The sequence below is a fragment of the Serratia sp. CY33802 genome (genome assembly GCF_052169095.1).
In the GTDB taxonomy this organism is placed as follows: Bacteria; Pseudomonadota; Gammaproteobacteria; order Enterobacterales; family Enterobacteriaceae; genus Serratia; species Serratia bockelmannii.
Genome location: NZ_JBJNLL010000004.1, coordinates 246,772 through 265,663, shown reverse-complemented (window position 1 = coordinate 265,663; position 18,892 = coordinate 246,772). Strand labels below are relative to the sequence as shown.

18 protein-coding genes are annotated in these 18,892 nt (G+C 60.8%); 8 read left to right on the top strand and 10 right to left on the bottom strand.

Annotated elements, in window-relative coordinates:
• Positions 1-181: 181 nt before the first annotated feature.
• The 3 genes from ftsX to ftsY are packed head-to-tail and all read right to left on the bottom strand — an operon-like array spanning position 182 to position 3,436.
• Positions 182-1,135, bottom strand: coding sequence for a permease-like cell division protein FtsX (gene ftsX, locus ACJ8HA_RS16030; RefSeq protein ID WP_025304898.1), 954 nt, complete (start codon positions 1,133-1,135; stop codon positions 182-184).
• Positions 1,125-1,796: a cell division ATP-binding protein FtsE gene (gene ftsE, locus ACJ8HA_RS16025; RefSeq protein WP_004934337.1), complete on the bottom strand. Its 672-nt coding sequence runs from the start codon at positions 1,794-1,796 to the stop codon at positions 1,125-1,127. Before ftsE ends, ftsX begins: the two co-directional genes overlap by 11 nt.
• Before the next feature lie 5 nt (positions 1,797-1,801).
• Positions 1,802-3,436 (bottom strand): signal recognition particle-docking protein FtsY, encoded by a 1,635-nt coding sequence (ftsY, locus tag ACJ8HA_RS16020; RefSeq protein WP_421117570.1) that lies wholly within the window; start codon positions 3,434-3,436, stop codon positions 1,802-1,804.
• Positions 3,437-3,678: 242 nt separating this feature from the next.
• Here ftsY and rsmD point away from each other — a divergent pair, with 242 nt between their 5' ends.
• Positions 3,679-4,299 (top strand): 16S rRNA (guanine(966)-N(2))-methyltransferase, encoded by a 621-nt coding sequence (gene rsmD / locus ACJ8HA_RS16015; RefSeq protein ID WP_042783457.1) that lies wholly within the window; start codon positions 3,679-3,681, stop codon positions 4,297-4,299.
• The gene (locus ACJ8HA_RS16010; RefSeq protein ID WP_004934327.1) at positions 4,289-4,561 is read left to right on the top strand and encodes a DUF1145 family protein; all 273 of its coding nucleotides are present in this window, start codon (positions 4,289-4,291) and stop codon (positions 4,559-4,561) included. Before rsmD ends, ACJ8HA_RS16010 begins: the two co-directional genes overlap by 11 nt.
• Positions 4,562-4,564: 3 nt before the next feature.
• Here the strand turns inward: ACJ8HA_RS16010 and ACJ8HA_RS16005 are convergent, their stop codons facing one another.
• A complete protein-coding gene (locus tag ACJ8HA_RS16005) occupies positions 4,565-4,921 on the bottom strand; it encodes a DUF2500 domain-containing protein (protein WP_025304895.1) in 357 nt (118 codons plus the stop codon).
• Between the two features lie 159 nt (positions 4,922-5,080).
• Here ACJ8HA_RS16005 and ACJ8HA_RS16000 point away from each other — a divergent pair, with 159 nt between their 5' ends.
• Positions 5,081-5,707, top strand: a complete 627-nt coding sequence (locus tag ACJ8HA_RS16000; protein ID WP_025304894.1) for a lysoplasmalogenase — start codon at positions 5,081-5,083, stop codon at positions 5,705-5,707.
• A gap of 40 nt (positions 5,708-5,747) precedes the next feature.
• Here ACJ8HA_RS16000 and ACJ8HA_RS15995 read toward each other — a convergent pair whose 3' ends face one another.
• Positions 5,748-6,125 (bottom strand): AprI/Inh family metalloprotease inhibitor, encoded by a 378-nt coding sequence (locus tag ACJ8HA_RS15995; protein WP_025304893.1) that lies wholly within the window; start codon positions 6,123-6,125, stop codon positions 5,748-5,750.
• Positions 6,126-6,179: 54 nt separating this feature from the next.
• Positions 6,180-7,643 carry a serralysin family metalloprotease gene (locus tag ACJ8HA_RS15990; RefSeq protein WP_025304892.1) on the bottom strand — a complete coding sequence of 488 codons (1,464 nt, stop codon included), beginning with the start codon at positions 7,641-7,643 and terminating at the stop codon, positions 6,180-6,182.
• A 682-nt stretch (positions 7,644-8,325) separates the two neighbouring features.
• Between ACJ8HA_RS15990 and ACJ8HA_RS15985 the strand changes: the two genes are divergently transcribed.
• A complete protein-coding gene (locus ACJ8HA_RS15985) occupies positions 8,326-10,644 on the top strand; it encodes a zinc/cadmium/mercury/lead-transporting ATPase (RefSeq protein WP_193402743.1) in 2,319 nt (772 codons plus the stop codon).
• 80 nt (positions 10,645-10,724) lie between these two features.
• Here ACJ8HA_RS15985 and tusA read toward each other — a convergent pair whose 3' ends face one another.
• Positions 10,725-10,970, bottom strand: coding sequence for a sulfurtransferase TusA (gene tusA / locus ACJ8HA_RS15980; protein WP_025304890.1), 246 nt, complete (start codon positions 10,968-10,970; stop codon positions 10,725-10,727).
• 219 nt (positions 10,971-11,189) lie between these two features.
• Between tusA and ACJ8HA_RS15975 the strand changes: the two genes are divergently transcribed.
• The 3 genes from ACJ8HA_RS15975 to ACJ8HA_RS15965 all read left to right on the top strand — a co-directional run bounded on the left by ACJ8HA_RS15975 (position 11,190) and on the right by ACJ8HA_RS15965 (position 12,968).
• Positions 11,190-11,849, top strand: a complete 660-nt coding sequence (locus ACJ8HA_RS15975; protein ID WP_197813051.1) for a 7-cyano-7-deazaguanine/7-aminomethyl-7-deazaguanine transporter — start codon at positions 11,190-11,192, stop codon at positions 11,847-11,849.
• Positions 11,850-11,889: 40 nt separating this feature from the next.
• The gene (locus tag ACJ8HA_RS15970) at positions 11,890-12,324 is read left to right on the top strand and encodes a GNAT family N-acetyltransferase (protein ID WP_043142199.1); all 435 of its coding nucleotides are present in this window, start codon (positions 11,890-11,892) and stop codon (positions 12,322-12,324) included.
• An 80-nt stretch (positions 12,325-12,404) separates the two neighbouring features.
• Positions 12,405-12,968: a DcrB family lipoprotein gene (locus ACJ8HA_RS15965; RefSeq protein WP_442515398.1), complete on the top strand. Its 564-nt coding sequence runs from the start codon at positions 12,405-12,407 to the stop codon at positions 12,966-12,968.
• 35 nt (positions 12,969-13,003) lie between these two features.
• Here ACJ8HA_RS15965 and glpC read toward each other — a convergent pair whose 3' ends face one another.
• Genes glpC through glpA form a run of 3 tightly spaced genes read right to left on the bottom strand, consistent with a single transcriptional unit; the run spans position 13,004 to position 17,107 of the window.
• Positions 13,004-14,203, bottom strand: coding sequence for an anaerobic glycerol-3-phosphate dehydrogenase subunit GlpC (gene glpC, locus ACJ8HA_RS15960; protein ID WP_043142203.1), 1,200 nt, complete (start codon positions 14,201-14,203; stop codon positions 13,004-13,006).
• A complete protein-coding gene (glpB, locus tag ACJ8HA_RS15955) occupies positions 14,200-15,468 on the bottom strand; it encodes a glycerol-3-phosphate dehydrogenase subunit GlpB (RefSeq protein ID WP_197832522.1) in 1,269 nt (422 codons plus the stop codon). Before glpB ends, glpC begins: the two co-directional genes overlap by 4 nt.
• Positions 15,458-17,107, bottom strand: a complete 1,650-nt coding sequence (glpA, locus tag ACJ8HA_RS15950; protein WP_442515397.1) for an anaerobic glycerol-3-phosphate dehydrogenase subunit A — start codon at positions 17,105-17,107, stop codon at positions 15,458-15,460. Before glpA ends, glpB begins: the two co-directional genes overlap by 11 nt.
• Before the next feature lie 364 nt (positions 17,108-17,471).
• On the opposite strand from glpA, the gene glpT reads away from it, so the two are divergent.
• Positions 17,472-18,827 carry a glycerol-3-phosphate transporter gene (gene glpT / locus ACJ8HA_RS15945; protein ID WP_025304883.1) on the top strand — a complete coding sequence of 452 codons (1,356 nt, stop codon included), beginning with the start codon at positions 17,472-17,474 and terminating at the stop codon, positions 18,825-18,827.
• Positions 18,828-18,892 lie beyond the last annotated feature (65 nt).

Genomic DNA, 18,892 nt, shown 5'->3' with positions numbered 1-18,892 from the left:
TACTCCGCCCTAAAAGTTCACCCTTTTTTGCAAGCATTGTCGCTGACAATACGTGACGAGGGTGAAGGCCGATAGGGAATTTGTGCGCTAAGAAGAGAGGGGTGGTGCTGACTTCGCTTGAGGTCACTCTTCTCCCGCAACGCGATCAAAAGCAGCAGGAGAAGAGTATACCAAAAAAATCTTACTGTGGTGTAAATCGGCGTAAATGTTGCACCGTCGCCAGCCAGGCGGCGATCCAGCCGATCATCGCGGAGATGATCAGCAGCAACAGCGCCTCATCCCAGCCCAGCCCGTGCAGGGTGAAGGTGGTGCCGAATACCTTGGCGACCCCGACGACCACCGACTCCAGCTGCCACACCAGCGCGCCGGAGAGCACCAGCGACAGCAGCGCACCGGCAAAGCCCAGCATCGCCCCGCCGTTGAGGAACGGCCGCAGAATAAAGCCGTCGGTGGCGCCGATCAGCTTCATCACGTTGATGGTGTCGCGACGGCTGAAGATGCTCAGACGCACGCTGTTGCCGATCACCAGGAACACTGCCACGATCATCAGCACGCCGATGATCGCCGCGATCTGGCCCGCCAGCCCGGTCAGCGCCGCCAGGCGGGCAAACCAGCTGTCATCCATACGCACTTCTTCCACGCCCTGCACCGCCGCTACGCGATCGCGCAGGGTGTTGAGGGTGTCCGAACTCTGGAAGCTCATCTTCGGCGTGACGATCGCCACCGCCGGCAACGGGTTCTCTTCCAGCATGTCCAGCGCGCCGCCAAAGCCCGACCAGTTACGGAACTCGCCGCGCGCTTCTTCACGCGACAGGTAGTTCACCTTCTCCACGCCGGCTTCCGCCTTGATGGCGTCGAGCACTTTCAGCGCCGCGTCGTCATCGAGCGATTTATCCAGGTAGACCGTCAGTTGCGGCGTCGGGTACCACTGGCTGGCCGCGGTGCTGACGTTTTTCCACACGATGTAGCACACGCTCGGCAGCGTCAGGGAAATGGCGATCACCATCACCGTCAGCAGCGTCGCCAACGGCTGGCGCAGCATGTCTTTGATGGCGTTCATCCAGGCATAACGCCACTGTTCGCGCCAGCCGCCGCGCAGCGCCTTGCTCTTGGCGGTTTTTGCGTTATTGGCCATGGTGAGCGCCCCCCTGCATGCGGCCCTGGCTCAGCGTCAGGATGCGGTAATTGCGACGGGCGATAAGCCCGGTGTCGTGCGTCGCCATCAGTACGGTCACGCCGACGCGGTTGAATTCTTCAAACAGGCGCAGAATGCCTTCCGACAGCGCATCATCCAGGTTACCGGTCGGTTCATCCGCCAGCAGCACCGCCGGCTTGTTCACCACCGCACGGGCGATGCCCACGCGCTGCTGCTCACCGCCGGACAGCTGAATCGGGAAGTTTTTCGCTTTATCCAGCAAACCGACTTTGTCCAACGCGGCGGAAACGCGGCGGCGGATATCTTCGGTGCTGGCGCCGGCGATGATCAGCGGCATCGCCACGTTGTCATACACCGTGCGATCCAGCAGCAGGTGGTGATCCTGGAAGATCATGCCGATCTGCCGACGCAGGAACGGCACCTCGCGGTTTTTCAAACGGCTGATGTCGTGCCCGCCAAACCAGATGTGGCCGGCGCTGGGCCGTTCGATACCGCAAATCAGTTTCAGCAGGGTACTTTTCCCCGCGCCGGAATGGCCGGTCAGAAACGCCATTTCCGCCGGGCGCAGATGGAAATCAACCCCCTGCAGCGCTTGCCGTCCGCCCAGATAAGCTTTACTGACCTGTTCAAAGCGAATCATCCGTATTAATCCTCTCGGGCAAAAAGTGCCTCAATAAAATCGTCAGCCTTAAACGGCCGCAAATCTTCGATGCCTTCCCCGACGCCGATATAGCGGATCGGGATACCGAACTGATCGGCGATGGCGAAGATCACCCCGCCCTTGGCGGTACCGTCCAGTTTAGTCAGCGTGATGCCGGTTAAGCCCACGGCCTCATTAAATAATTTCGCCTGACTGACCGCATTCTGGCCGGTGCTGGCATCGAGCGTCAGCATAACCTCATGGGGGGCCTGGTCGTCCAGTTTTTTCATGACGCGGACGATCTTCTTCAGCTCTTCCATCAGGTGCGATTTATTCTGCAGACGGCCGGCGGTATCGGCGATCAACACATCGATGCCGCGCGCCTTGGCGGCCTGCACCGCATCGAAGATCACCGAAGCGGAATCCGCGCCGGTATGCTGCGCCACCACCGGAATGCGGTTGCGTTCGCCCCACACCTGCAGCTGCTCCACCGCGGCGGCGCGGAAGGTATCCCCCGCCGCCAGCATCACCGACTTGCCTTCCGCCTGGAACTGACGCGCCAGCTTGCCGATGGTGGTGGTTTTACCCACGCCGTTCACGCCGACCATCAGGATGACATACGGGGTTTTCCCGCTGACATCCAGCGGCTGATCGACCTTGGCCAGAATTTCGGACATTTCCTCCTTCAGCTTGCCGTACAGCGCTTCAGCGTCTTTCAGCTGCTTACGGCTGGCGTGCTGAGTCAGGGAGGTGATGATCTTGCGCGTGGTCTCCACGCCGACGTCGGCGATCAGTAGCTGTTCTTCCAGCTCGTCGAACAGGTCGTCGTCGATCTTTTTACCGCGGAACAGCCCCATAAAGCCGGAACCGAGATTTTGCTTGGTCTTCTGCAGGCTGCGTTTCAGGCGAGCGAAGAAGCCTTCTTTGGTCGGGCGTTCCTGCTCTTGCGCAGCGGCGGGCACCACAGGTTCAAGCGGCGCTTCTTCCGGCTCCGGTTCAGGTTCGACGATTGGCTCGGGTTCAACGACCGGCTCAGGTTCGACGATTGGCTCGGGTTCAACCACCGGCTCGGGCTCAACCACTGGCTCGGGCTCAACCACTGGCTCGGGTTCAACCACTGGCTCGGGTTCAACCACTGGCTCAGGTTCGACGACCGGCTCAGGCTCGACGACCGGCTCAGGCTCGACGACCGGCTCAGGCTCGACGACCGGCTCAGGTTCGACGACCGGCTCAGGCTCGACGACCGGCTCAGGTTCGACGACCGGCTCAGGTTGGACGACCGGCTCAGGTTCAACCACCGGTTGCTGCTGCGCCACCACTTGCTCGGTGACGCTGACGATCTCTTCAGCCAACGCTTGCGGCGCCGCCGGATGTTCAGCCGCCGCCGGCAGGTTTTCCGCGATTTGCTCGCCGGCCTGACCGTTATCCCACTCCCCCGGGGTGTCGACGGAGGCGGCAGGTTCAGATTCCTGGGCGGGGAGCTTGTCATCCAGCTTGGCGGCGGCAGGTTCAGCCGGCGTCTCCGCGGCCTGAGGTTCCGCCTGCTCTACCGGCTGCTCAGGTTGCTGTTGCTCTTCTTCCTTTTCCTTCTGGCCAAAGCCCAGCCAGGAGAAAAACCCACGTTTCTTATCTTTTGCCATGTTATGACTCTACTCCGTACCGAAGGCTCGCTTACCCTACATACCTGAAGGATATATGCTGACAATAATCCGCCGAGTCTATCACTTTCCCTCGCGCAGCAACACGCATCCGGCATGCTTTCCGGTGTGAAATCAGACAACAACGTTTTACCGTTCCCCCCGACGCCCGTCACCGGTAGAATAGGGACAACTTTTCGTTAACCTCTGCGGCCCCGCGCCGCAAAAGAAATCAAACAACGCTTATGACAAGACTCTCGCCACGGGCCGCGGCCAAAAAGCCGCCCCAGGCCGCAGCCGGACAGATCCGCATCATCGGCGGCCAATGGCGCGGCCGCAAACTCCCGGTGCCAAACAGCCCGGGGCTGCGCCCCACCACCGATCGGGTGCGTGAAACCCTGTTCAACTGGCTGGCGCCGGTGATTCAGGGCGCGCGCTGCCTGGACTGCTTCGCCGGCAGTGGCGCACTAGGGCTGGAAGCGCTATCGCGCTATGCCGGCAGCGCCACGCTGCTGGAATTCGAACGGCCGGTGGCTCAGCAACTGGAAAAAAATCTGGCGCTGCTGCAGGGCAAAGGGGTGGTTATCAACACCAACGCGCTGAGCTGGCTGGCGGGCGACGGTCAACCGTTTGACGTGGTGTTCCTCGATCCGCCGTTTCGCAAAGGCCTGCTGGCGGAGACCGTCTTGTTGCTGGAGCAGCGTGGCTGGCTGGCCGACGAGGCATGGATCTATGTAGAAGCCGAGGCGGAAAGCGCCGCGGCGGACGTGCCTGCCAGCTGGCAGTTGCACCGGGAGAAGGTCGCCGGTCAGGTGGCTTATCGCCTTTATCTTCGTTCGCAAGAGAAAACCGACCATGCTGATTAATCTGGGCCGCCTGCTGATGCTGTGCGTATGGGGCTTCCTGCTCTCTAACCTGTTCCATCCGTTTCCCAAGCCGCTGAAGTATTTCATCGACGTGGCGCTGTTTTTTATGGTGGTGATGCACGGCCTGCAGCTGGTGCTGTTGAAATCCACCCAGCCGAAGGATCAGCCGATCAGCTACTGGCAAGAGGCCAAGATCTTTATCTTTGGCGTGTTTGAGCTGCTGGCCTGGCAAAAGAAACAGCCGCCCATCAAGAAAAAGTGACCGCTACGGCTGAACGGTGAACGAGACGAAGCGCGTGCCCTGCATGTTTAACGTGCCGTGCGCGCCTTTTTCTATCGGGTTGTACTGCCATTGCTTCAGCCGCAGCGTAATGTCTTCACCGCCCTGGTTCGGGCTGAACACCACCTCGTAATACATCGGCTCGTTGACCAACGGCTCGCGCTGCGGCGCACGGGTCTTGGCGACCGGGAAGCTCCGCTTGTCGCTCACCGTCACCTGCAGACTGCGCATCGGCGCACGATCGTTTTCCGCCTCCTGCTGGCGCTGTTTGAAGTAGCGTTGCGTGGCCAGCACGGCGATCAACGCAATGACGGCGACAAAAAATAACGGTGGCTTACTCATCGGTTTCCCATTTCCTTCACGGCCAAATCGGCGTAAACATAGCATTCTCAAGAAAGCATTGTCGATCGTCGGCAGGCTACCTACACTGAAATAAGAAGTGACATGGGTGACAGTTTGGAGCCGGTGGTTGCGGCTCCCTCCTACATAAGGATGACATCAATGAGTTGGCCGTTCCTTGCCGTATTCTTTTCCGGTTGGCTGTTCGTCGACGCCTCTTACCGCGGGCCGCGCTGGCAGCGTTGGGTGTTCAAACCCGTCACGCTGTTGCTGCTGTTGCTGCTTGCCTGGCAGGCGCCGGTGCTCAGCGCGGCGGGTTATCTGATCGTACTCGGCCTGCTGGCGACGCTGATCGGCGATGCGCTGCTCCTGCTGCCGCGCGAGCGGGTGCTGTACGCCATCGGCGCCTTTTTCCTGTCCCACTTGCTGTACACCCTGAGTTTCGCCAGCCAGATGACGTTCAGTCTGTTCTGGCCGCTGCCGCTGGCGCTGCTGGCGATCGGTGCATTGCTGCTGGCCACCCTTTGGACCCGGCTGGAAGAGATGCGCTGGCCAATCGTCACCTACGTGGCGATGACGCTGCTGATGGTCTGGCTGGCAGGCGAACAATATTTCCTGCGCAGCACCGATTTCGGCTTCTCGCTGCTGGCCGGCACCTCGCTGCTGCTGCTGGCCAACGTGGTTTGGCTGCTCAACCGCTACCGCTTCACCTTCCGCGCGGCGGACGCCATCGTGGCTTTCTGTTACTTTTCCGGCCACTTCCTGATCGTGCGTTCGCTCTACCTGTAGAGACCTGCCGCGGGTTCGGCGCGCCGAACCCGTTTCTTCATCAAGCCAGCGCTTTCAACGTCAGGGCATCACCCGCACCCAGCTGATTGCGGTACAGATCGCCGTCGCGCGAGAAGAACGCCAGCGTGCTGCCATCCGCCTGCAGCAGGGCGATGCCGTCCGGCGCCGGGCGCCAGCCCACCACCTCGGCCGCAAATACGCTTTGCAGACAACGCTGCCGATCCACCAGCTGGTAGCCGTTGGTCTCGCTTTGCTCATTGGCCAGAAACTCGATTTGGCATTGCCTTTCGCTGTCGGCTACCTGCCATTGCCCCGCCAGCGACTGCGCGGTCGGCAGCGCCAGACTGCCGGCCATCACCGCACTCGTCACCATCATGCCTCCCGCCGCCAGGGCGGCGCGCGTTAAAGTACCTTTCATACCGGCTCCCACATCACGCCCGGCCGAGACTGCGCCGGGCGCTCCGTTGCTGCGTTACACGATAAAGTCAGTGGCGACGTCTACCTGACCGACGATTTTCACCAGGAAGTCCGGCGCCTGATGCCCCCCGATGTTCACCGACAAATCGGTCACGTTGTTGGACGCGTTGTAGCTCAGCAGCGCTTCACCGGCCGCGCCGCTGAAGTGATCGACGAAGTGAATGAAGTCGCTGCTCTGCGCCTCTTTGTTGAAGAACGACAGATCAATCTTGTCGATCCCTTTCTGGAAGTCGCGGATCCAGTCTGAAGCGCCCGGTGCGGAATCGCTGGCGGCAGAGAACACAAAGATGTCTTTACCGGCACCACCCCACAGCTCATCCGCCCCGCCGCCGCCGAACAGCACGTCGTTACCCGCGCCGCCTTTCAGCACGTTATTGGCCGCGTTGCCGACGATCACGTCGTTGCCGGAACCGCCAATGGCGTTCTCAATGGTCACACCGGCGGCGATCGACACGTTGCCCTTCAGGCCGCCCACGTCGGAGAACGACTTCTCGTTCAGGTTGATGCGTTGGTTAGCGGTGTAACCGGAGAAGTCGAAGGTATCGTTGCCGCCCGCATCCCAGGCCGCAAAGATCACTTTTTGCGAGTTGCTGGTGGTGCTGAGGAAGTCACGACCGGTGTTGGAGTTAAAGCCGTACACGGTGTCGCCGGTGCGGGTCGACAGGTTGGCGCCATACAGGTGCTGAATGGCGGCAATGTCATCCAGCAGCGGAGCCGCGGCGTAATGACCGCCGTTGTCGCCACCGGTATTGGTTTCACTCCAGTAGCTCATCAGGCTGAACTGACGAGTATCTTCCGCGTAAGTGACGTCGCGGTAGGTCGGGTTGCCTTCACCGGCGTTGTAATCGCCCGGATGGCTCAGACCCAGTGCATGGCCAATTTCATGGGTGAACGTCTGGCGGCCGTAGTCTTCGGTCGCCGGATGCTTGACGTTGGACTGATTGACGTTGTACCAGGTCTGGCCCCCCAGATCCTGGCCCTGCCAAATGGTGTTCGGCAGGAAGGCGTAGGCCTGGGTGCCGTAATCATAGTGGCCGGGGCGATCCTGGCTGTAGTTGCCGAAGGTGATATTGGCCTTTTGTCCGGCCGCCACTTCGGTGAAGGTGATATTGGCGACGTCGGCCCAGGACTGCAGCGACAGCTTAGCCTGCTGCTGCTGTTCCGCGCTGAACTTGCTCAGCCCGGTGTCGCCGGCGACGTTAGTGGAAGAGAACTTATAATCCGGGAAGGAGAAGGTTAATTTGATCGGCTGGCCAAATACCTTGTAACCGTTCCAGGTTTGGTTCTCGCGGGTAATAAACAGCCCAGCTTGCTCGTTAGAAAATGAATCCTTGCCATTAATCTGAATCCCGTTACCCCGCTCATGATAATGCAGCAGGTCGTCTACAGCATCGTAACCGGTTGTGGCGGCCGCGAGGCTGGATTCAGTAATTTCAATTGCCTTTTTAGTAGATTGCATTGGTTCGATTCCACTCATTACCTGATTGATATCAATCAGACAGATAGACATAACCTCCCCGTAAGCCACGGTTAATGAACCTCAAGCTTGCTGGAAGGGGCTTATGCGCCGTTACCGGCAGTGTGTTAGGTAGAATTAATGCATATATATCAGCAAATAAGATCACCATTAAAAATGGTAATCGATTCCAATTATAGGCAGGACCGTAAAACTGCACATAAAATAATCAACCATTTATTATCGCAACGAAAGTTTGTTATGCTGCTTTTTAGGCTTCTTTACAAAGCAAACGAAACTTGATGAGGATAAGTTGGCACCAAACTTCAATAGCAACGCGGCCTGCAGAGTCAAGCGAATCATGCTGGCTTTACTCAGGGGAAAAGGTAAATTTTGCTAAAGCGTTATAGATTAATAACTCTTTATTATTAGGTCAGGCGATTTTTTAGTTTCTATAGGAATATTATTTTCTTATTTAAACTAACGGCAGCGAGCCTTTTCGCCCAAATAGGGGATAAGAAAAGCCGATATATTTAAATTCGCATTATTCATTATTGAATGAATCCCCCTTTTCTACGCCCGAACGCCGTTAGCAATAATTCTCATCCGGCGCTTGACTCTGGAGTGGACTCCAGGGTGTAGAGTCAGCTGAGCAAACCCGTTTAACAGCCCGAAGGGGGACGTTATGCACAATCAGCAAAACCATAATCATCAGGAACATCACCACGCCGAAGGCGGGTGCGGCTGCAACCACAGCCACAGCAAAACGCAGCATGGCTGCAGCAGCGAGCCGAAAAGCGCAGCCGTACAGGCCGAACACGCCCACCATCATCACGATCATGGCGATAGCGGCTGCTGCGCCACCGCGCCCGACGATCCGGACGAGGAAAGCGACAGGCTGGCCGCCGCTCCCCCTTCCGGCAGCCAACGTTTCAGCTGGAAAGTCACCGGTATGGACTGCCCCAGCTGCGCCAAGAAAATCGAAAATGCCGTCACCGCGCTCCCCGGCGTTGACAGCGCACGCGTATTGTTCGCCACTGAAAAACTGGTGGTCGACGCACAGTCCGATCTCAGCCTGCGGATCCAGGACGCGGTCGCCCAGGCCGGTTTTACCCTGCTCGGCACTCAGACCGCCAAAGATGCCGCGCCAAAAGCCTCGCGCTTCGGCGAATTTGCGCCGCTGCTGTTGTTAACTACCCTGATGGTGGTCAGCTGGGTGCTGGATCGGATTAACCCGGAGCTGGGTCGCATCGCCTTTATCGCCACCACGCTGGTCGGGTTGGCGCCGGTCGCCGCCAAGGCGCTACGTCTGATTCGCTCCGGCACGCCGTTCGCCATCGAAACGTTGATGAGCGTGGCGGCCATCGGCGCGCTGTTTATTGGCGCCACCGCCGAGGCGGCGATGGTGCTGCTGCTGTTTATGGTCGGCGAGCTGCTGGAATCCTACGCCGCCAACCGTGCGCGTCGCGGGGTGAAGGCGCTGATGGAGCTGGTGCCGGAAGATGCGCTGCTGCTGCAAGGCACGGAACGCAAACGCGTGCCGGTCGCCAGCCTGCGCCCTGGCGATGTGATTGAAATCGCGCCCGGCGGGCGCCTGCCGGCCGACGCCGAGCTGCTCAATCCGTTCGCCAGCTTTGACGAAAGCGCCCTGACCGGCGAATCGGTGCCGGTCGAGCGTCAACAAGGGGAAAAAGTGGCCGCCGGCAGCCTGTCCGTCGATCAGGCGGCACAGATGAAGGTGATTTCCGAGCCCGGCAAAAATGCCATCGACCGCATTTTGCAGCTGATTGAAGAGGCCGAAGAACGCCGCGCGCCGATCGAACGCTTCCTCGATCGCTTCAGCCGCTATTACACCCCAGCCATCATGCTGCTGGCCGTCGCGGTGATCCTGGTACCGCCACTGCTGTTCTCGCAGCCGTGGGAGACCTGGATCTATCGCGGCCTGACGCTGCTGCTGATCGGCTGTCCATGCGCGCTGGTGATCTCGACGCCGGCGGCCATCACATCCGGGCTGGCGGCCGCCACGCGGCGCGGCGCGCTGATTAAAGGCGGCGCGGCGCTGGAGCAACTGGGCCAGATTCAAACCATCGCCTTCGATAAAACCGGCACCCTGACCGAAGGCAAGCCGACGGTCACCGACGTGCTGCCCATCGGCGCGCTGACCGAACAACGGCTGTTGCAGCTTGCCGCCGCGGTAGAGGCCGGTTCACATCACCCGCTGGCGCAAGCGATCATCAACCGCGCCGCCGCAAGCGGGGCTGAGCTGCCGCTGGCGCAGGCGCGCCGCGCGCTGGCCGGCGTCGGTGTGGAAGGGATCGTGGACGGCAAGACCGTGCTGATCAGTGCGCCGGGCAAGCTGGCGCCGGGCCTGCTCGCCACACAATGGCAGAGCCAGGTAGACAAGCTGGAAAACGCCGGTAAAACGGCGGTGGTGGTGCTGGAAGACGGCGCGCCCATCGGCTTGCTGGCGCTGCGTGATACGCTACGCAGCGACGCCAAACAGGCGATAGCCGAACTGAACGCGTTGGGTATTCGCGGCGTGATGCTGACCGGGGATAACCCGCGCGCCGCCGCGGCGATCGCCGGCGAGCTGGGCCTCGACTATCGTGCCGGTCTGTTGCCGGAAGATAAGGTCAGCGCGGTCACCGAACTGAGCGAACTGCGCCCGACGGCGATGATCGGCGACGGCATCAACGACGCCCCGGCGATGAAGGCCTCCAACATCGGCATCGCCATGGGCAGCGGCACCGACGTGGCGCTGGAGACCGCCGACGCCGCCCTGACCCACAACCGACTGGTGGGCGTCGCGGAAATGATCCGCATCTCGCGCGCCACCCACGCCAATATCCGGCAAAACATCACCATCGCGTTGGGGTTGAAAGGGGTCTTTCTGATCACCAGCCTGCTGGGGTTAACCGGGCTGTGGCTGGCGGTGCTGGCCGACTCCGGCGCCACCGCGCTGGTCACCGCCAACGCGCTGCGGCTGTTGAGAAAGCGCAGCTAAGCTCTGAAACAAACACGGGCGCGGCATACCGCGCCCGTTGTCATTTGGGGGAAGGAACTTTTAACTCGGCCGCGCCGCCGTTATACGCCTTTACGCAGCAGATAACGGTATGGCGCCTGCTCGGTCTCCTGCGCCACCAGCGTATGCTCCATAAAGCGGCAGAACCCCGGGATATCGCGGGTGGTAGCCGGATCGTCGGCAATAATCAGCAGCGTTTCGCCGTTGTCCATATGGCGCACGGTTTTACGCACCATCATCACCGGTTCTGGGCAACGCAGCCCCAGCGCGTCGAGCGTCTGGTCTGCCTGGGCAAATAAGTCAGTCATGCAATTTTTCTCGTTCAAAACGATCGGCGAACGCTCGCCGCATCTCATTAGCGCCTAGTTTACGCCGGTAGTTTTTCTGCGCAAGATGCGTTAACGTTTGCGTTAAATTTAACCATTGCATTGGTTGCGCAAACGCGTATCATGCCGCCGCGCAGCGTTTTTTGCTGTTTTGACAAGACACACTGGGTTCCCTCACCCCACTGCTAAAAAGGCTACAACATGTATTCGTTTACCGCACAGCAGCGCTTCACGGCGTTGGTCTGGCTTTCGCTGTTTCATATCGCCATCATTACCTCCAGCAACTACCTGGTGCAGCTGCCGATCACCGTTTTAGGCTTCCATACCACCTGGGGCGCCTTTACCTTCCCGTTTATCTTCCTGGCGACCGATCTGACCGTGCGCATCTTCGGCGCGCCGCTGGCGCGACGTATTATCCTGGCGGTGATGGTGCCGGCGCTGTTCATCTCTTATGTGGTCTCCACCGTCACCTATCAGGGAGAATGGCAGGGCTTCGCGGCGCTGAGCAGTTTTAACCTGTTCGTGGCGCGCATCGCCGTGGCCAGCTTTATGGCCTATGTGCTCGGCCAGATCCTCGACGTACACGTCTTTAACCGTCTGCGCCAACGCAGCGCCTGGTGGGTGGCGCCGGCGGCGGCGATGTTCCTCGGCAACATCAGCGATACGCTGGCGTTCTTCTTCATCGCCTTCTACAAGAGCAGCGATCCCTTCATGGCCAACAACTGGGTGGAGATTGCGCTGGTGGATTACAGCTTCAAGGTGATGATCTGCCTGCTGTTCTTCTTGCCGATGTACGGCGTGTTGCTGAACATGTTGCTCAAACGCATCGCGGCGCGCAGCGGCAGCCTGCAGCCGAGCTGAGCCATGCTATTCTGGGCGGCCTTATCCTTGGAGGCCGCTCATGACCCCAATCGTCCGCACCGCCACGCTCGAAGAAATCCACCGCCTTTATCAACGCATCCCCGAATTCGGCGGCCTGCATAGCCTGGCCGATCTGCAGCAGCGCATCGGCACCGCCCCCGCCAGCCTGTTGATCGCCGAGATAGACGGGCAGCCGGCCGGTTTCAAACTCGGTTATCAACGGCAGGAAACGGTGTTTTACAGCTGGCTGGGTGGCGTGCTGCCGGCATTCCGTCGCCACGGCGTGGCGCAGGCCTTGTTGGCCGAACAGGAACGCTGGGCTCGGGCGCAGGGCTATCGCCAACTGACGGTCAAAACCCGTAACCGGTTCCGCGCCATGCTGACGATGCTGCTCACCCACCACTATCAGATTGTTCAACTGGAAAAGAAAGGCGAAGTGGCTGATTATCGGCTATTACTGGAAAAAAACTTGTGACAACATCTGCCTTGCATTTCAACCTGGAATAGGTTGCGATACGACAGTGAATCCCTACCGGAAAGGAAGAAGGAAGCCCGATGCGTAAAGTAGCGAAATTGATGGGTATCAGCCTGCTGGCGCTTGGCCTCGCGGCCTGCGACGGCAACACCAAAGACACCAAGGCAGCGCCAGACGGCGCGGCGGCCAGCGCGCTGGCCGGGCAGCAGGTAAGCCTGCTGGACGGTAAACTGGCGTTCACCCTGCCGGTCGGCATGGCGGATCAGAGCGGCAAGTTGGGCAACCAGGCCAACAACATGCATGTTTACGCAGACAGCACCGGCCAGCGCGCGGTGATCGTCATCTTGGGCGACAAGACCGCCGACAGCCTGGAGACCCTGGCCAAGCGCCTGGAGAATACCCAGCGCGCGCGTGACGCCAACCTGCAGGTGATCACCAACAAGGCGCTCGACGTCAACGGCGTGCCGCTGCGTCAGCTGGACAGCATCATCACCAGCGGCGGTGAAAAGGCTTATTCTTCCGTCCTGATAGGTTCGCTGAACAACAACATGCTGACCATCCAGGTAACGCTGCCGGCAGACAATCAGCAGCAGGCGCAGACCGAAGCCGAAGGCATCATCTCCACTCTGAAGCTGAAGCAGTAATCCCACAGAGGGCCGGTTTGCCGGCCCTTTCGTTTTTATACCAGCGCCTGCGCCAGCAGGGTGATCGGATGTTCGCAGCGCTTGCTGGTGGACATTTCTATCTGCCATTTGCAGGTTTCGCAGTCGGTCACCACCAGATCCACCCCGCTCTCTTCTATCTGCCGGAACAGCGGCGCGCCAATGCCTTGCGACGTGGCGTAGTTCTCCGATTTGAACCCGTAGGTGCCGGCGATGCCGCAGCACTGCGAATCCAGTACCACCAGCTCCAGCCCCGGTATCTGCCGCAGCAGCTCCAGGGTGTAGGCGGTCCAGCCCATCTTCTCCATATGGCAAGGCGTGTGATAAGCCACCCGCAGCGGCGTGCGCTTGAGCGGCAGGCTGCGCCCCTGATTGATCAGGCGATAGAGATAGCGCGTCGCCAGCTCCACCCGATCGCGCACCGCAGTGGTGTCTACGTCCAGCAGATGAGGGTATTCGTCACGCAGGGTGAAGGTGCAGCTCGATGAGGTCGCCACCACCGGAATGCCGCGCTCCAGCACCGTTTCCTGCAGCGATTCGGCATTGACCCTGGCCTGCTTTTTAGCCTGCTCGATAAACCCGTTGGCGATCAGCGGCACGCCGCAGCATTTCTCGCGTTTCAGCAGCTGCACGCCGATATCCAGCGCGTTGAACACCCGGACCAAATCCTTGCCCAGCTGCGGGTGGTTATAGTTGACGAAGCAACCGTGGAAGAATGCCACCTGCTCAGCGTAACGCTGCTGAGCCTGCGCCTGTTGCCGGTACCAGCGGCGGAAGGTGCCGAAGGAATATTTCGGCAGCTCACGACGGTGATCGATCTTCAGCGCCTTGTCCAGCAGCTTGCGCACCGGTTTCAACCCGGTGGCGGCGTTGACGATCGGCGCAAACGGCGTCGACAGCGATCCCATGATATCGGTATGGCTGAGTATGGCATCGCGCAGCGTCGGCTTGCTCTGGGCGAAGTCGGCGCGGGCGCGTTGAATAATGTCGCCGATTTTGACGTCGGACGGGCAGGCCACTTCACAACGTTTGCAGTTGGTGCAGTATTTCAGCGCTTCGTCGTACAGCGCCGGGTCTTTCAGCCGCAGCCGCTCGCCGTCCGGCCCCGCCTGTTTCGGCCCCGGGTAGAGCGGGTTCACTTTGGCGACCGGGCAGTAAGTGGTGCAGACGGTGCATTTGATGCAGCTTTCAAAGCTGTGGTCCCGATGCAGGCTCATACGTTCTCCTCCGCGGCGATCTGCTGCGCGACGTGCAGCGCGCCGATCAATGACACGCCGGCGCCGCAGCCCTGCTGCAGCGGATCGTAGCCACCGGCGACCGCGCCGATGGCGTACAGGTTGTCGAACGGCACTCCCTGCTTCATCGCCCGCAGCCTGCCGTCGGTACGCACGCCGAACTGCAGGTAAGGCTGCGGCGCGAACAGCTCGCGTCGGCTCCAGTCGGCGCGATCCGCCCGGCTGTGTACGTCCAGCCCAAAGATCGGCTCACGCACCCGGTCGAAATCGGCCACCAGCCCATTGCTGAAGAAGCTGCCGCTGGCCAGCACCACCTGCTGCGCTCGCAGCGGAATATCGCCGTGGTTGCGGGTGTACAAACCGATGATGCGGCCGGCCTCGCTCTCGGCGCGCAGCACGCTGTCGCCGGGCATGAAAATGCCGCCCAGCTGCTGAAAACGCCGCCGCAGCGCCTGATGCAAGCGCATGCCGGGCACCGAAGGCGGCAACGTCGGCAGCAGTCGGATCGGTTTGCCGACCGCATCCTGCAACACCGCCAGCGACGCATCGTCCTCCAGGCCCAGACAGGCCGGCAGGAAGAGCGCCTCGGCCTCGCCCGCCAGCCGCCGCAGCTCTTCGGCCATCGGCGGCAGGCTTTCCATCAAATCCAGTACCCGGGCGATGTTCACCGCGCGGAACTCACTGGGGTTATTGCGCAATCTGTCCAGCGCCGGCATGTGCAGATAGGCCACGTCCGTCTGCACGCCGAGCTCGCGGCTCAGGGAATCGGCGGCCATCTGCGGCTGGAAGTCGAGGAACCCTTCGATGCCGATCACCGCGATGCGCCGCCACGGCAGTTGGCCGGTCAGCGGCAGCGTCGGGATCGCCTGCGGGCTGAGCCAGGTGGCGCGGCGCGTGCCCAGCGGCGTAATGCGCAGATGGTTATTGGTTCCCTCCCCCTGCAGGTTCAACCCGCAGCGCGCCAGCAGCCGCTGTGCGGCAGCGGACAGCGCCGCCACCCGGCCGGGCCCGATCAGGGCATACGGATGCTGCGGCGCCTGCTGCGCCAGCTGCGGCAACGCCGCCAGCGGCATCTCGACCGGCGTGCCGTCCGGCAATCTCGCCAACAGGTCGAGCGAGCCGGAGGAGAAGTAGAGCGCGCTCTGGCCAGAACTGACCACCGCGCAGCGCTTGCCCTGTTCGGCCACGGCAATGGCGCAGCTCAGGCCCGCCAGACCGCCGCCAATCACCACGACGTCAAATCGCATCATCTGCCTCCTGCTCCTGGTCGGCCTGGGCTTCAAGCCCGCATAATCCCTGGTAAACCCAGCTGGTAAATTCGCTCTCGCGCAGCGCATCGCCCCAGGCGATCGGCCGTACGCCTTTCCAGCGTTCGTTGAGGAACTGCGACAGCTGCGCGATGGATTGCTGCGGCGTGCTGACGTTAAAGCGCGTCAGCAGCCCGGCGGCGCGGCAGGCGCAGAGTTCGCCCTGGCAGGTGCCCATGCCGACGCGGGTGCGGCGGCGCAGATCCACCAGGTTATTGACGGTCAGCGAATTGACCGCATAACGCACTTCCCCGGCGGTCACCGCCTCGCATTCGCACACCAGGCTGGTGTCGAGCCGATCGGCCGCCGGCACCTGGCTGGCGCGATCGCCGTGGCGGTAAATCGCCGAACCACGGATGCTGGCGGGCAGTGAAACCACGCTGCGCACCGTTTCCTCCGCCGACTGGCGGGATCCGGGCAACGCGTCCTGCGCGGTGGTGCACGGACGGTTTACGCCAAGCTTTTCGCACACCTTGTCGGTGGCCCACTCCGCCATCAGGCGGTAGGTCATCAGCTTGCCGCCGGTGATGGTGATAAACCCTTCCAGCCCGTCGCGGGCGGCGTGATCGAGCAGCACGATGCCGCGGCTGACGTTGCGCCCGCTGGGATCGTCGTCGCTGGCGACCAGCGGCCGCACCCCGGCATAGGCGCGCAGAATACGGGTCTGCGCCAGGGTGGGCGCCAACAGCGCCCCCTCGCGGATCAGAATGTCCACCTCCTGCGGGGTCACCAGCATGTTGTCAATTTGGTCGTAGTCGATATGGGTCGAGGTGGTGCCGATCAGCGAGATGGTGTCGCCCGGCACCAGGATGTCGGCGTCCGCCGGTTTGCGGCAGCGGTTGATCACCATGTTGTTGATGCGATGGCCGAGGATCAGCAGCGTTCCCTTGGCCGGGAACATGCGAATGCGTAAATCGGCATATTCGGCGATCTGCTGGCCCCAGATACCGGCGGCGTTGACCACCACAGACGCGTGCAGCTCATAGCGCCGCTGATTCTGATGGTCGTAAACGCGCACGCCCGTTACCCGATCGCCGCTGCGCAACAATCCCACCACCTGGTGGTAGGTCAGGATCTGCGCACCGTGCTCGCGCGCGTCCAACATGTTGGCGGCGGTCAGCCGGAAGGGATCGACGGTGCCGTCCGGTACGCGCACCGCGCCGATCAGCGCCGGGTTAGCCGCCGGCTCCAGCCGCAGCGCCAGCTGCGGGTCGATCGCTTCGGCGTCGATATCGGCCTGGCGACAGGCCGCGATAAACTGCTGCTGATAGTCCAGCGAGTCTTGCGGCAAGGTGATGAACAGCCCGTCGGTGCGCTCGATACAGTGATGCGCGATGCGTTTCAGGATGCGGTTTTCTTCGATGCACTCGCGCGCCGACTCGCCGTCGGTCACCGCATAGCGCGCGCCGCTGTGCAATAAACCGTGGTTGCGGCCGGTGGCGCCGGTGGCGATGTCGTGGCGCTCCAGCAAAATGCATCGCAGGCCGCGCCGCGCACAGTCGCGGGCAATGCCTGCGCCGGTGGCGCCGCCGCCGATGATGATCACATCCGTTTCGCCGCCGTCAAAATAGCTGCTCATGTCGCTCCCTCAGGATCGGTAGTTATGAGCCTATTGAGCCACGGTTATTGGGGTCTTTGTTTGATAAGGAACAATAACGAACATAAAACGAAATAAAAATGACCACAAAAAACCATCAATGTGATCATAATCACGATTTTTGGACGTTTTTCTATTTCATAACGTTAACGAATCGCTCAAAATCCGCCGTGGTTTCATGAAAGTGTAACAATTGCGCCATTCGTCACAGCGACACCAGGCGTATTTGATGACAATGGCGCTCGTTATGGAACACAAAAACACCACATTCGATATCCGCTCAATCATCAAATGAACGTAAAAGGTCATATTGATGTGATAACAGATAAAGCCATCGGAGGCGCTCATGTTGAGTATTTTTAAGCCAGCCGCACACATCGCCCGTGTGCCGAGCGATAAGGTAGATCCGCTCTACCGTAAGCTGCGCTGGCAAATTTTCCTGGGGATCTTCTTCGGTTACGCCGCCTACTATCTGGTGCGTAAGAACTTCACCCTGGCCATGCCTTACCTGATCGAACAAGGCTTCAGCCGCGGCGACCTCGGCTTCGCGCTGTCGGGCATCTCTATCGCCTACGGCTTCTCCAAATTCATCATGGGTTCGGTCTCTGACCGTTCCAACCCGCGGGTGTTCCTGCCTGCCGGCCTGATCCTGGCGGCGGCGGTGATGTTGTTCATGGGCTTCGTACCGTGGGCAACTTCCAGCATCGCGGTGATGTTCGTTCTGCTGTTCCTGTGCGGCTGGTTCCAGGGCATGGGTTGGCCGCCGTGCGGCCGCACCATGGTGCACTGGTGGTCGCAGAAAGAACGCGGTGGCATCGTCTCCATCTGGAACTGCGCCCACAACGTGGGTGGCGGCCTGCCGCCGCTGCTGTTCCTGCTGGGCATGGCCTGGTTCAACGACTGGCACGCGGCGCTGTACATGCCGGCCTTCGGCGCCATCCTGGTGGCCCTGATCGCCTTCGCCCTGATGCGCGATACCCCGCAATCCTGCGGCCTGCCGCCGATTGAAGAGTACAAAAACGACTACCCGGACGACTACAGCGAAAAAGACGAAGAAGAGCTGACCGCCAAGCAGATCTTCATGCAGTACATCCTGCCGAACAAGCTGTTGTGGTACATCGCTGTCGCCAACGTGTTCGTCTACCTGCTGCGTTACGGCATTCTGGACTGGTCACCGACCTACCTGAAAGAAGTGAAGCACTTCGCGCTGGACAAGTCTTCCTGGGCCTACTTCCTGTATGAATACGCCGGTATCCCGGGCACCCTGCTGTGCGGCTGGATGTCGGACAAAGTGTTCAAAGGCAACCGCGGCGCCACCGGCGTGTTCTTCATGACGCTGGTGACCATCGCCACCGTGGTGTTCTGGATGAACCCGGCCGGTAACCCGACCGTGGACATGATCTGTATGCTGGTCATCGGCTTCCTGATCTACGGCCCGGTGATGCTGATCGGCCTGCACGCGCTGGAGCTGGCGCCGAAGAAAGCCGCCGGCACCGCCGCGGGCTTCACCGGCCTGTTCGGCTACCTGGGCGGCTCGGTTGCGGCCAGCGCCATCGTCGGTTACACCGTAGACTTCTTCGGTTGGGACGGCGGCTTCATGGTGATGATCGGCGGCGGCGTGCTGGCGGTTATCCTGCTGCTGCTGACCATGCTGAACGAGAAGAAACACCACGCGGAAATCGCTGCCGGCAAGCGCGGCTAACCGTCACACGACTTTTGCATGATTTAAAGGCCGCCCTGCGGCCTTTTTACTACCCTGCCCCCAAC

Excerpts from the sequence above, each read along its gene's own strand:
- ftsX (WP_025304898.1), bottom strand. The coding sequence starts at position 1,135 with ATGGCCAATAACGCAAAAACCGCCAAGAGCAAGGCGCTGCGCGGCGGC.
- ftsE (WP_004934337.1), bottom strand. The coding sequence starts at position 1,796 with ATGATTCGCTTTGAACAGGTCAGTAAAGCTTATCTGGGCGGACGGCAA.
- ftsY (WP_421117570.1), bottom strand. The coding sequence starts at position 3,436 with ATGGCAAAAGATAAGAAACGTGGGTTTTTCTCCTGGCTGGGCTTTGGC.
- rsmD (WP_042783457.1), top strand. The coding sequence starts at position 3,679 with ATGACAAGACTCTCGCCACGGGCCGCGGCCAAAAAGCCGCCCCAGGCC.
- ACJ8HA_RS16010 (WP_004934327.1), top strand. The coding sequence starts at position 4,289 with ATGCTGATTAATCTGGGCCGCCTGCTGATGCTGTGCGTATGGGGCTTC.
- ACJ8HA_RS16005 (WP_025304895.1), bottom strand. The coding sequence starts at position 4,921 with ATGAGTAAGCCACCGTTATTTTTTGTCGCCGTCATTGCGTTGATCGCC.
- ACJ8HA_RS16000 (WP_025304894.1), top strand. The coding sequence starts at position 5,081 with ATGAGTTGGCCGTTCCTTGCCGTATTCTTTTCCGGTTGGCTGTTCGTC.
- ACJ8HA_RS15995 (WP_025304893.1), bottom strand. The coding sequence starts at position 6,125 with ATGAAAGGTACTTTAACGCGCGCCGCCCTGGCGGCGGGAGGCATGATG.
- ACJ8HA_RS15990 (WP_025304892.1), bottom strand. The coding sequence starts at position 7,643 with ATGCAATCTACTAAAAAGGCAATTGAAATTACTGAATCCAGCCTCGCG.
- ACJ8HA_RS15985 (WP_193402743.1), top strand. The coding sequence starts at position 8,326 with ATGCACAATCAGCAAAACCATAATCATCAGGAACATCACCACGCCGAA.
- tusA (WP_025304890.1), bottom strand. The coding sequence starts at position 10,970 with ATGACTGACTTATTTGCCCAGGCAGACCAGACGCTCGACGCGCTGGGG.
- ACJ8HA_RS15975 (WP_197813051.1), top strand. The coding sequence starts at position 11,190 with ATGTATTCGTTTACCGCACAGCAGCGCTTCACGGCGTTGGTCTGGCTT.
- ACJ8HA_RS15970 (WP_043142199.1), top strand. The coding sequence starts at position 11,890 with ATGACCCCAATCGTCCGCACCGCCACGCTCGAAGAAATCCACCGCCTT.
- ACJ8HA_RS15965 (WP_442515398.1), top strand. The coding sequence starts at position 12,405 with ATGCGTAAAGTAGCGAAATTGATGGGTATCAGCCTGCTGGCGCTTGGC.
- glpC (WP_043142203.1), bottom strand. The coding sequence starts at position 14,203 with ATGAGCCTGCATCGGGACCACAGCTTTGAAAGCTGCATCAAATGCACC.
- glpB (WP_197832522.1), bottom strand. The coding sequence starts at position 15,468 with ATGCGATTTGACGTCGTGGTGATTGGCGGCGGTCTGGCGGGCCTGAGC.
- glpA (WP_442515397.1), bottom strand. The coding sequence starts at position 17,107 with ATGAGCAGCTATTTTGACGGCGGCGAAACGGATGTGATCATCATCGGC.
- glpT (WP_025304883.1), top strand. The coding sequence starts at position 17,472 with ATGTTGAGTATTTTTAAGCCAGCCGCACACATCGCCCGTGTGCCGAGC.